At 54.2% G+C, this 12,579-nt stretch carries 10 protein-coding genes and 1 tRNA gene; all 11 read right to left on the bottom strand.

All coding sequences use genetic code 11. The annotated features are described in order from the left end of the window. Positions 1-19: 19 nt before the first annotated feature. The 11 genes from ACQ4WS_RS08995 to dnaG all read right to left on the bottom strand — a co-directional run bounded on the left by ACQ4WS_RS08995 (position 20) and on the right by dnaG (position 12,534). Positions 20-922, bottom strand: a complete 903-nt coding sequence (locus ACQ4WS_RS08995) for a rolling circle replication-associated protein (protein WP_436475502.1) — start codon at positions 920-922, stop codon at positions 20-22. Positions 923-1,141: 219 nt separating this feature from the next. Next, positions 1,142-1,411, bottom strand: coding sequence for a hypothetical protein (locus ACQ4WS_RS08990; RefSeq protein ID WP_436475500.1), 270 nt, complete (start codon positions 1,409-1,411; stop codon positions 1,142-1,144). 237 nt (positions 1,412-1,648) lie between these two features. Continuing rightward, positions 1,649-2,956, bottom strand: a complete 1,308-nt coding sequence (locus tag ACQ4WS_RS08985; RefSeq protein ID WP_436475499.1) for a type II secretion system protein GspD — start codon at positions 2,954-2,956, stop codon at positions 1,649-1,651. Next, positions 2,953-4,098, bottom strand: coding sequence for a zonular occludens toxin domain-containing protein (locus ACQ4WS_RS08980; RefSeq protein WP_436475497.1), 1,146 nt, complete (start codon positions 4,096-4,098; stop codon positions 2,953-2,955). The genes ACQ4WS_RS08985 and ACQ4WS_RS08980 overlap by 4 nt, the downstream gene beginning before the upstream one ends. Positions 4,099-4,444: 346 nt before the next feature. After that, positions 4,445-5,662, bottom strand: coding sequence for a hypothetical protein (locus tag ACQ4WS_RS08975; RefSeq protein ID WP_436475495.1), 1,218 nt, complete (start codon positions 5,660-5,662; stop codon positions 4,445-4,447). A gap of 366 nt (positions 5,663-6,028) precedes the next feature. Further along, a complete protein-coding gene (locus ACQ4WS_RS08970; RefSeq protein WP_436475494.1) occupies positions 6,029-6,244 on the bottom strand; it encodes a major coat protein in 216 nt (71 codons plus the stop codon). A 514-nt stretch (positions 6,245-6,758) separates the two neighbouring features. Continuing rightward, positions 6,759-7,100: a hypothetical protein gene (locus tag ACQ4WS_RS08965; RefSeq protein ID WP_436475493.1), complete on the bottom strand. Its 342-nt coding sequence runs from the start codon at positions 7,098-7,100 to the stop codon at positions 6,759-6,761. Between the two features lie 45 nt (positions 7,101-7,145). Beyond that, entirely contained in the window at positions 7,146-7,364 is a 219-nt protein-coding gene (locus tag ACQ4WS_RS08960; RefSeq protein WP_436475492.1) for a hypothetical protein, read from the bottom strand. Positions 7,365-7,844: 480 nt separating this feature from the next. Next, positions 7,845-7,923 (bottom strand) — tRNA-Ile (locus ACQ4WS_RS08955). Between the two features lie 108 nt (positions 7,924-8,031). Then, on the bottom strand, positions 8,032-10,272 hold the full coding sequence (gene rpoD, locus ACQ4WS_RS08950; RefSeq protein ID WP_436475490.1) for an RNA polymerase sigma factor RpoD: 2,241 nt from the start codon (positions 10,270-10,272) through the stop codon (positions 8,032-8,034). Positions 10,273-10,737: 465 nt separating this feature from the next. Further along, on the bottom strand, positions 10,738-12,534 hold the full coding sequence (gene dnaG / locus ACQ4WS_RS08945; RefSeq protein ID WP_131685402.1) for a DNA primase: 1,797 nt from the start codon (positions 12,532-12,534) through the stop codon (positions 10,738-10,740). Positions 12,535-12,579: the final 45 nt, after the last annotated feature.

The following is a 12,579-nucleotide window of genomic DNA, read 5'->3' as shown; positions in this document are numbered from 1 at the left end:
TTGCCATAAACCAACTATATCAGAATGGACATTCGTCCGTCGTATCAGGCAAACCGGGAGCCGTCGCAAGGTAGACAACCCCCAGTCCGTTATTGCACCAAGTCTGTAAACCGTCCATGCAATGCCCTTCAATCGCACGGAAAGCGGCCTGTGCGGCGCCGAGCATCGACGTGCAACCCAACAACCGCCAAGAGTGGACTTCGGGCACCACAATGCCCTTAGAACGAAAATAGCGCTTTTGATCGAGCGCCCTGCATTGCATTTCCTTGCCGCAGTATTTGGCAATGTAGCTGGCGATCTTGTGCGCACCAGTGACGCCAAAGCCGAAGCGATGCGGATCGCGGACGTTGACTTGCCCCATCTGCTCACCGTCCGGCCCACGCCCCAATACGCTTTGCCAGATCGAGCGCAGGAGCGCATACATTTGCCGACCGGCCACCGCCACATGGAAGTGCAACGCGCCGCGCTCCTGTTCCTCGATAACGGCGACATAGTGAAATTGCTTGTGCTTGCCGAGCTTGCGGCAAAATGCTTTCCAGTGCTTGAGTGCTGTCTCACGATCCACCATATTTTCTCGATACGTCAACGTGACCATGCGATCAGCGCCGATCTGTTTGCAGCAGTGCTTGACGTTCTTTTTCGCACGGCGGCCAGCATCATCATCGTTTGCTTCGCGGTTTTCAGACTCGCCGCGCTTGGCCTTCGTTTTGAGCAGCCTAGCGGGGCCTACAAAGTGCCGTTCCTTGGTTACTGTCACTTCGCACTGTCCGTCCGGAAAAACGCGCTTACGGGCCGTATAGTTGTCGTTCCACGTATTCTTGATCCTATCATCGTCCCACCACTCCGGGCGATGTTGCGCAGATGGCTCTACAGGCGAGAAATCAATTGACGCTAAAGCGTTTTCATAATCTAATTCGGTCATTCGGTAGTCCTGTAACGGCAGGTTTATCGAAGGCCCCAGAGATTTAGTAGATGCCTGGGGCTTTTTTTTTGTCCATCAAAAACTGGTCTGAAATCCTGTGCTGCACATGCCCGTAACTGCGATTTCTACTGCTGTGTTCTTAAGTGTCCCTAATACAAGTTTAGCGGCGCTTCGCGCCGCCACCCGCGCTGCGCACAGGTAGCGGCACGAAGCTTTCCGCTACCTTTTGCGCAGCAATTGCTGACGCAGTAATTTCTCTATCACCTGATCCGGCGTAATGTCCTTGAAGCGGATATACGCCTTCAATCCTTCCAACACCTGAGCATCTACATGCACCGTCAAAAATGCCTTGCCATCGTCACGCAAGCGATCCCTGCGATCTTTTTGCCGTTGCGCACTAGTCTTTGCCGCACCAGTAACCGGACGCCCCCTGCCGCGTTTAATCGGGCCGAGTAGATCAATCGTCTTGTCATCCTCAAGCTGTTTCATATGCATACTTTCAAAACGGTTTTTCAGAGTGGGCCGTACTGGCCGACGTGCAGCGACGCGGTGCTAAGCGTGGCAGCGGACTACCCGCTAAAACTTTGAAATCGTGTCGCTCCTCGCTCCGATGCGCACGGGCCGTCTGGCGCTATTACTTCAAAGTCAAACGCCGACTTCGATATGCCCTCAAAGATTTTGCCCTCCGGGCCGCTTGTGCCGTCACCCCGAAATTAACGTGACAAATCACTGTTTTTCAGAAGTACGCGGAACCTGCGCACTCAAGATCAGCACCAGATCGGTATGCAGCCTTGTCCCCGACCGAGCGGCCCACGAAGACGGCAGAAACGAGAAGCCAGAGGAGCTATCGACGGTTTGCGCATCGTTCAAGCCGCCAATCAACAGCACCTCGCCATCGTTGACCGTCACCGCTGTTTTGACCTGGCGCTTAATCAGCGTGGGCGAACCAGTCACGCCGCTTCCCGTGGGCTTGAAACTGGAAATTTGCCCATCGATGGCGAGATTGATTTTGCCGTTGCCAAGCACCTTAGGCAGCACGTCGACAATGACGCCGGAAGGCCGATAAACGATGTTTTGAACACTGTTGCCGGAATTGTCTTTACCCGTGCTGGCAATCGTTGGCGTTTCATCGCCTACCGTCAGCACCATCTTTTGATAGTCATCACCCACAATACGACTGTTCGACACTTGCTTAAAACGGCCGTCAGTATTGAGCGCGTCAATCACCAGCTGGAAATTTGTGTTGCGCAAGCTGATAGCGGAAGCCGAATTGACACTGCCAAGTGACGCGCCGAACTTAGCACCCAGCACATTGGCCATGATGGAAATACCGCGGCCCGAGCTGGCGTTATCCGTGACCTCGACCCACGACGCGGAAACGTCAACCATGCGCGGCAACTGATCGAGTGCACCGAGCAAGATACGCATCTTGCTTAACTCCGATGGGCTACCGGTCAACACAATTTGATTGCCAGCGGCAACCGCACTACGCGGACCAAACGCAGCCGCCACGACCCCAGCCAAGAAATCAGCCGAACGGCCAACCGGCGCGAATACCTCAGAATCATCATCACGACGCCGGCCGGCAACAACAGGACTCGAATCGACAGCGCCCTCATCGACATCGACACGCAAAGAACGCGATATCGACCTATCAGAAAAAGACGAAGAGGAACCGCCACCCGGCCCGTCTGCAGGCGCTAGACGGATAGCAGATAGCGAAGATGCCGAGGACTGTGCAGCGCGGAGATAGTAGACGCCATCGCGCAATTCAGAGGCTATACCCTGATCGCGCAAAATGCCCTCGACAAACGTCGGCAACCGATCAGCATCGAGGGAACTAACCGACACCGTGAGCTTACGATCAAGGGCCAATGCATCCGGCGATATTACAAAATCACGAGCAAGCATATTCTTGAAAGTGGCCTGAGCAAAAGCGACAAGCGACACGGAAGAAAGATGTATCGAAACAGGCTGACCAGCACCAAACGCGACACAAGGCAGCCAAATAAACAGAATAAACAGTTTTTTCATGACACACCCCTCACCCAGGTATCAGCATCGACAAGCGCAAGCCAGCCGCCATCGATGAAACGAAAGCGCAACGCCGTCACAATGCGGCCATCCGACAAAGTGACAACGTACACACTCCCCCGCGCGATATAACCGATGCCAGTGAGATTTTTTGATGGGACTATTTCAGGCTGTTTTTGAACGATTGCAGGAGCGAGAACTGGCCTGCCAAAGTGATAGCCGAACACGCCCAGGGCGCCGCCAAGGCACAGCGCAGCAAAGAGAAATTTAGTCATATGTTTGTGAGGTGGCTTCGGAGGAAGAGCGCGATAGCTCAACATCGACAGAGCGGCAGGCGTCGCCTGCAATGGCCCGATGAAATCGGGAGGAACACCAGCAATGGCAGACAAGTGCCAAGCCGAAAGCAAGGAGTGCGTTCCGTGCGGATAGGTATCCGAAAAAACTTGCGTCGTGTTGTAGGCCTTGTTCAGATCATCACCACGGAAATACCAACGATCCGCGACCAACGCGTCAGGAGACGCCCCCAATCGCACGACACCGATATGCAAACGCGGCATGCTACCGTTCGACGCCCCGGCGGTCATCAAGGCGATGGCGGGGCTCAAAACAGGCACACGCATACGATCCAACCGGTTCAGCCTGACGACATACTCAAGCAAGGAATCACGCAACTGTTTATCAACCTGGCTGATGTTCTGCATGATGAAAAAAACGTCCCATCCATACTTGCGCGCATGGATAGCCCATTCCAGCATTTCAGCACGACCCTTGTCTTGGAAATTGCGAGTGTTCAACCAAGAACCGCACTCATCGAGCAGAAGCGCGCCATTGTGTGACTCATCAAATCCTGGCAACAACTTAGGCGCCGGAGCAGACGCCGTAATCCCTGCGCGACCATGATGCAAAATTGGCTCAAAATCGATAAAACGATTACCGCTACCAATCATGTACAAATCCACCGCAGATGGCTTATCCGGCACCCTAATAACCACACTGCGATCCCGAGCTGGCATCAAGTGTTCAAGGAAGACATCACAGTTTGTAGCAACACGCTTGCCATCACGCAAGTAACGCCGAATTTGATCAATTGCAGCCTTGCCCTTGCCACTGCCCAATTTACCTGTAATCGCATAAACAGCCATATCTTTTGCCTATTTAATGACAAGATTCAAGCCTTTTTTCTGCATTACGTATAGTTGGCAACCAAGCCAGACAGTAACGTAACAAGTAGCGGCTGTAATAGTTGTGGAATTGAAAGCGATACCAAGACCAACGGCAAAACTAGGATGTGACGAAGACATACTAGAAATACCCTGTGAACAAACGCCCTTGGCACAGGAATACATCAGGCCGATCATGACGCTAGCAAGCGACAACATAAGAATCATTGCAGAGAGCCTGAAAGCTTTTTCCAATATCATAAATCTGGAAAATAGATTAATCAGAAATACGCATAAATTAATAAGCAAAGTACCGAGAAGAGGCATATTAAGCTTTCATTGCAGATTGAACCTGTTGAACGGAGCCGATAAGCGCAAAGAAACAAATAACACCGCTTATAAACTTAGCGAATATATTTACATAATCACATATATCGACTTTTACGCTAGCGCCCGTAATAGGATTAGGTACAGAGGGATTACTACACGCAGCAACAGGAATTACAGGGAACCAGTCACCTAAACCAAGTTTATCTTTAGTTATATCTTTGACACCATCAATATTATCTTTATTAGATGCATCAACAGCGTCGTAACCTTTTTTACCTAAATCGTCATCAATCTTTGGCATTCCAGTTTCATCGATTCGACAAGCAGGCTGGCCAGGAGCACCACAACCATCTTTACCCGTACCAGGAGTGCCGCCTGGATTACCACCTGGATTACCACCAGGATTGCCACCTGGATTTCCGCCGGGATTACCACCAGGATTGCCACCTGGATTGCCACCTGGATTGCCACCTGGATTTCCGCCGGGATTACCACCAGGATTGCCACCTGGATTTCCGCCGGGATCACCACCTGGATTTCCGCCGGGATTACCACCGGGATTTCCACCTGGATTTCCGCCAGGATTACCACCAGGATTACCGGGATCAGTTGGATTAGTTGGATTGGTTGGATCAGTGGGTTTAGTTGGATCAGAACCACCCTTATAAGGAGGGGCTTTAGTATCAGGAAGTTTATCCACCTTACAACGCGCGCCATCTTGGGTGAGCTTCATATTCCAATAAAACAAATACACGCCATTCGCATCTGAAGGCCCCTCAGAAGCATCACCTATGTCATTTTTTGACTTCACCTTAGCGATACACCGATCTACACAATATGAGGTGTTCATTAAACTAAGGTCTTCGATAATTGGCTGCACCATCTTATTATCGCCATTAGGAAAATGCCTGTAATAAGCTGATGGAATTTTATAGCTTCCCGCACTATCCCCATCCAAACAATCGCCTAATTTAGTAGCGTATACCCAACGCTCAGTATTCTCACCGTAACGTTTAATAACGCAATGGAAATCATCCTTTTGAACATCTTCAACAATACTAACTATTGTATTGAAATACTCAAAGGAAGTTTGAAATTTAGTACAAAGCTCAGTTAAACTAGGCCAAACAGTACCCATAGAATCCTGATAATAACTAGGCTTAGCAAAGACTGGCTGAATATAAAATAACGGCAAGAGGAATAAAATATATTTCATTTCTATCCAATAAAAAAGGGCGACATAAACCGCCTGAAAAGACAGTGATTTGAGCCAAGCAGATCAAGCATCTTGTCCCCCTCAAGCTGTTGCATATACATACTTTCAAAACGGTTTTTCAGAGTGGGCGTTACTGGCCAACGTGCAGCGACGAGGTGCTAAATAAAGCGGCAGACTACCCGCTAAAACTTTGAAAACATGTCGCTCCTCGCTCCGATACGCACGGGCCGTCTGATGCCATTACTTCAAAATCAAACGCCGACTTCAATATGCCCTCAAAGATTTTGCCCTTCGGGCCGCTTGTGCAGCCACCCCACAATTAAAAAGGGCGACATAAGCCGCCCTGTACGTCCCGACGCCGACGAATTAGCCAGCTTTCGAAAACGATTTTTTCATCATCTTGATACCCCAGAAGCCACCGGCAACCAAGACAGCAACGGCAAAGGCCGCAGTGATGTAACTGGAAGCCTGACCGGACAACGCCGTGATAGCATCGATACCCGGATCGCCAGCCGCCGCAGCAACGCCCGAAACAGCAACAGCGCCCACCAGAGCCAAACCACGAATGATATTTTTGTTCATTTGCACATCCTTTAAAAATGACGGTCTACATACGATTGACGACGACCCGGCGCCAAAAGACTACTAATCCAAAATTTCAATGGAGCGACGGATAACTCGCTGCATCGCACCGGCTGCATACCCGATACCAAAGGCACTCAAGGCGTAACCAACAGCTGCGGCAATGGTCATTATTTGTGCTCCAAAAATCGGGAAATAACGTACCTCACCAGATGCACAGCGCAGAAGAACAGGCCAGCTAAAAACAGAATCGGCCAGAGACTTTCAAGCAGCATCATCGTTGCGCCCCTGCGATCCAACCCAAAGCGAACAGCACGACCACCGCCGCCACGAAAAATATATCCAGGGCCTTATCCTGCGCAGCCAGAGCAGCCGAATATTCAGGGCCTGACTCAACCACATAAGCGCACTTAGACAGCTCTGTGGGAGCGCTAGACACCGTGTACAGCACGGCACCAGACGGAGCATCCGGCCCCGTCATTTGTGTGGAATCGACGCAGGAAGGCATGGAAAATTACGAGGCGGTTTGTTGACCTGGGTTCGCCTTGACGGCGGGAGCCGCTGCAGCGGATTTTGCTTGCGAGGCAGCAGTAATAGGAGTTATGGAGAAGACCTGTGCGCCGACACGCTTGTCTTGCGAGATAGATACTTCGAATTCGACCTCATACATGCCCGGCTGAGTGTCTTTGAAGCGCTCCGGCAACACCAGTTCACCGATTAACGGCTCGATGACGCCGGTCTCGCGGTTTGGCTTGTGGACGATGCATTGCGCCATGCGCATATCATAGTCATTGCCGGTTTTTTTCGAACGGCCAGCCACTTGGGTAACGTGCAAAATTTGAATGGTATTTTTCATGGTCTTTTCCTTGGAATGAGTCGCCCGCTAGAGCGATTATTTAGATTACTTAGATAAAGCCGGAATGCTGAAATTGACACGATCAGCAAGCCCATCAGCGTAGTGAGCGGAAGTACTCCACAAAGCTTCCACAACAGGCACATAGACGTAAGACATGCCTTCGTTACCAGCAGTCCCATCGACGATATCCATCGGCAAATTGAAGGACACCTCACCCTGTGGATCACATTGCTGCAACAGCGAGAGCAGTTCATGCACTTTCATGGCACACCTCCGAAATTTCGCCCACTAGAGCGATTGTGTTTTGCACGGATCAACAGCAGAAAAAACCTCCCAAGGCGTACCAGTGGGCAAACAGGCGGCCCGTGGGCCGGAGACTGAGCGGTTTACATTCAACCTAGATGTGCTATCGTTTACTTACCCAAACGGACAAGCATTTGCGCGTTTGGACAAATACATATTATTGTCCAAACGTGTAAATTGCAAACAGGAAATAACTATGAACTATGCGGAATTGATAGAAAATGCAATGAAGGGACGCCCAACGCTGGCGATGTCCAAGCTGTGGGGACTGCCAAACTCAACGCTGGTGAAGTATGTGAAGGGGGAGCGTATGCCAGACTTCAATACGGCCCTGAAGATCGTAAAAGAAGCTGGCGTAGACCCTGCCGTGGCCTTTGAGGCGCTGGCAGAAGAAGAACGCAACCACAAATCGAAAAATTTCAAATTGCAGTTGCAAGATAATGGTGGGCCTCCCGTGAGTCGAACACGGCACCAACGGATTATGAGTCCGCTGCTCTAACCAAGCATGAGCTAGAGGCCCGGGGACTGCGGCGTGGCGGCGCTGTTGATGCCCGCCTCGCGCGGCCGTTTTGGAAACGGACACGCGAGGATAGGGGTATCAGGGGCGCACGTCAAGCCCTATTGGCTTCTAGTTGCCTTCCAAGAAGCTTTTCAGCTTGTCGGAGCGCGATGGGTGGCGCAGCTTGCGCAGCGCCTTGGCTTCGATCTGGCGGATGCGCTCGCGCGTCACGTCAAATTGCTTGCCCACTTCTTCCAGCGTGTGGTCGGTGGACATTTCGATGCCGAAACGCATGCGCAGCACTTTCGCTTCGCGTGGCGTCAGGGAATCGAGCACGTCCTTGACCACGCCCCGCATGGAGGCGTGCAGCGCTGCGTCGGCGGGCGCCAGGGTGTTGTTGTCCTCGATGAAGTCGCCCAGGTGGGAATCGTCGTCGTCGCCGATCGGCGTTTCCATCGAGATCGGTTCCTTGGCGATTTTCATGATCTTGCGGATCTTGTCCTCGGGCATCTCCATCTTGATCGCCAGGGTGGCCGGATCGGGCTCCGCGCCTGTTTCTTGCAGGATCTGGCGCGAGATGCGGTTCATCTTGTTGATTGTCTCGATCATGTGCACGGGAATGCGGATCGTGCGCGCCTGGTCGGCGATCGAGCGCGTGATGGCCTGGCGGATCCACCAGGTTGCATACGTCGAGAACTTGTAGCCGCGGCGGTACTCGAACTTGTCGACGGCCTTCATCAGGCCGATATTGCCTTCCTGGATCAAGTCGAGGAATTGCAAGCCACGGTTCGTGTATTTCTTGGCGATCGAAATGACCAGGCGCAAGTTGGCCTCTGTCATTTCGCGCTTGGCCTTGCGCGCCTTCATTTCACCGGCCGCCATCTGGCGGTTGATGTTGCGCAAGTCCGGCAGCGGCAAGACGACGCGCGCCTGCAGGTCGATCAGGCGCTGCTGCAGTTCCTTGACGGTCGGAATGTTGCGGCCCAGGATGGCGCTGTACGCGTGTCCTGCGTTGACTTCGCCATCGACCCAGTCGAGGTTGGTTTCATTGCCAGGGAAGACCTTGATGAAGTGGGCGCGCGGCATACCGCAGCGGTTTACGGCCACGTCGAGAATCTGCTTCTCGATATGGCGCACTTCGTCAACCTGGCCACGCAGGGTGTCGCACAGCTTTTCCACGACCTTGGCCGTGAAACGGATGCCCAGCAACTCTTGCGAAATGGCTTCCTGCGCCTTGGCGTAAGGCTTGGAGTTGTAGCCTTCCTTTTCGAAGGCACGGCGCATCTTGTCGAACTGCTGCGAAATGATGGCGAATTTTTCCAGCGCCGTGCGTTTCAGAGTTTCCAGCTGTTCGGCGGAGAAGCCGGCCGCGCCCGAAGCGCTCGCCTCTTCCTCTTCTTCGACTTCCTCTTCTTCCGCTTCGCCTTCTTCCTCGTCTTCTTCGACAGGAGCGGCGACGACAGGGGCGGCGGCAACCGGCTCGTTTTCATCGACGAGGCCATCGACGATTTCGTCGATCTTGATCTCTTCGTTGGCGATGCGGTCGGCGGCGGCGATGATTTCGGCGATCGTCACGGGGCAGGCGGAAATGGCCTGTATCATGTCTTTCAAGCCATCTTCGATGCGCTTGGCAATCTCGATCTCGCCTTCGCGCGTCAGCAGCTCGACCGAACCCATCTCGCGCATATACATGCGCACGGGGTCGGTGGTGCGGCCAAAATCGGAGTCGACGGTCGACAATGCGGCCTCGGCTGCCGCTTCCGCCTCGTCATCGCTGGTGACGACGGCAACGTTATCGGACAGCAACAACGTTTCCGCATCGGGCGCGTGCTCGTAGACGGCGATACCCATGTCATTGAAGGTACCGATGATGCCTTCGATGGCTTCCGGGTCGACGATGTTTTCGGGCAAATGATCGTTGATTTCCGCGTAGGTCAGGAAACCGCGTTCCTTGCCGAACTTGATCAGGGTCTTGAGTTTCTGGCGCCTGCGCTCGAGTTCTTCCTCGCTCGCTTCCGTGTCGGACGAGAAGGCGTCCTTCAGCAGCGCGCGCTCTTTCGCCTTGCGGTCCTTGGCCTTGGCCTTGTCGACGGCCTTCAGTTCGGCCCGCTCGACGGCGTTCAGGGCGGCGACTTCATCATTTTCTGGCTGGAATTCTTTTGGCTTGCGGCCGCGGCGGCCTGGCACTTTTACCGACGGCAAGACATAGCCAGACGTATCGATGGCTGCCAGGGTGGCAGCGTCAGTGGTCTGGCTGACCACGGGCGCGCTGGTGACGCGCACTTCTGGCAGGTCGAGCGCCTTTTCGGCTTTCGTGGTAACTTTAGTGGGCTTTACAGCCGCTTTGGATTCGGGTTTCTTGATTGGCACAGGCGCTTTCGATTACACAACGACTTGCTTTACGGTGGATTAGGATAAAGTTTGCTGCCAGTTCCCTGTCTACCTGCGGGAACCACCATCTTCGAACCTGCCGACTACGCAAATTCGACACTGTTACGTTACTTACACCTCATCGGCCACGATCCGCGGGAAGCGCAGCAATTCCTGTCCACCGGCTGTTGCCAGCCTTCTCGGCAAAAATTCCTGCATCGACCGCGTTGGGAGCGAGAGCCTGGCGCGGCTTGCCAGCGTTTGCTGGCCACGCCCGCAACGCCGAAAAACGCCAGTTGGCCCTGGCTGCCGACACGATCCACCGCGCCGATCAAGAGCCTAACTTACTGAAAACAAATACTATTTACGAAACAGAACTAGCTTGCCAAAGCACACAATACTTAGCATTTAATTATAGCACGCGAAAAATGTTTTTCCAGTGCGCGACATAACTCCAAAGCAAGGTTAGCGATTCACCAACTCGGCATCGCGCTCGCGCTCCAGCTCGCCTTGCTCCTGCATGATTTCGCGGTAGCGTACACCAATTTTCTCGGATGGCAAACCCGACGCAAACAATTGCTGCAATTCCGCCTTCAAGGCGTTCAATTTGATCTCGCGGATGGTACTCACCAGCCACGACAATTCACTGTCATAATCGGATTCCGTGCCAGCCGCGATCTCGCCGATGATCTCGTCGTATTCGCTGCCCAGCTCCTTCAATTGCTGCGCCAGCGCGGCGAAACTGCCATGCTCGCCCAGCGCCTGGCCCACGGCCACCAGCTGCCCCAGGCTGTGGGCCGCATCCGGCCCCAGGTGCTGGAAGGCGGTGAGGGCGGCCTCGTCGATGCGCATGGTCAGGGGCGGGTGCGCCACCAGCATGCGCATGATCTTCAATTCCAGGCCCACAGGCACGGGGCGGCCCGATTTCGGCGGCGCGCGGCGCGCCACGGCAACGGGTTTCGCCAGCTCGAACAGGGCTTCGATCTCGGCCGGCGTGGACTGCGTCAGCTGCGCCAGGCCGCGCACGATCTGCAGGCGCAAGGACGACGGCGCCATCAGCTGCAGCAGGGGCTTGGCGTCGAACTGCACGCGGGCGCGCCCTTCCGGCTCCGACAGATCATGCTCGCCCGACACTTCTTTCAGCAAAAATTGCGACAACGGCATGGCTTCATGCACTTGCTGCTCAAAACCTTCGGCGCCAAATTCGCGGATATAGCTGTCCGGATCGTGTTCCGACGGCAAGAACAGGAATTTGATGGTTTTATTGTCCGATACGTGGGCCAGGCTCGCTTCCAGCGCGCGGCGGGCGGCGCGGCGGCCGGCCTTGTCGCCGTCGAAGCTGAAAATCACGTTATCCGTCTGGCGCAGCAGTTTTTGCACGTGGGTGGGCGTGCACGCCGTACCCAGGGTGGCCACCGCTTGCGGGAAACCCATCTGTGCCAGCGCCACCACGTCCATATAACCTTCCGTCACCAGCACATAACCGGCGTCGCGGATGGCCTGGCGCGCCTCGAACAAACCATATAGTTCGAATCCCTTGGAAAACAAGGGGGTTTCCGGCGAGTTCAGGTATTTCGGCTCGCCATGGTCGAGCACGCGACCACCAAAGGCGATGACCTGGCCCTTGGTATTGCGAATCGGAAACATGATGCGCTCGCGGAAACGGTCGTAGCGCTTGCGGTTATTGCCCTCTTCATCGACCTTGTCGATCACGAGACCAGCCTCGGCCAGGGCCACCACGTCGTAGTCGGGGAAGACGGAGCGCAAATTGTCCCAGCCGCCTGGCGCAAAGCCCATGCCGAAGCGAGCGGCCACTTCGCCCGTCAAGCCCCGGTTCTTCAGGTAGGCGATAGCTTCCGGCGCGTGGCGCAATTGCCCGCGGTAATAATCGCAGGCCTGCGTCATGGCGTCGGACAGGGCCATGCTTTGCGCCTGGATCTGCGCGCGCTGGGCCGGCGGGATCTTGTCGTCCGCTTCCGGCACGACCATGCCCACGTTTTGCGCCAGGTCCTTGACGGCGTCGACAAAGCCCATGCCCGAGTACTCGATCAAAAAGCCGATCGACGTGCCATGCGCGCCACAGCCGAAGCAGTGATAGAACTGCTTGGTGGGGCTGACGGTAAAGCTGGGCGATTTTTCACTGTGGAACGGGCACAAGCCCATGAAATTGGCGCCACCTTTTTTCAGTTGCACATAGCGCCCCACGACATCGACGATATCGACGCGGTTGAGCAAATCGGAAATGAAGGATTGAGGTATCACTGGCTAGGGCGGGTCTTGTTATAGGTCAGACTATACTACCGCACG

Origin of the sequence: Janthinobacterium leeuwenhoeki (genome assembly GCF_051380795.1) — a bacterium.
GTDB lineage: Bacteria > Pseudomonadota > Gammaproteobacteria > Burkholderiales > Burkholderiaceae_D > Janthinobacterium.
This window is presented reverse-complemented; position numbering and strand designations above follow the sequence as displayed.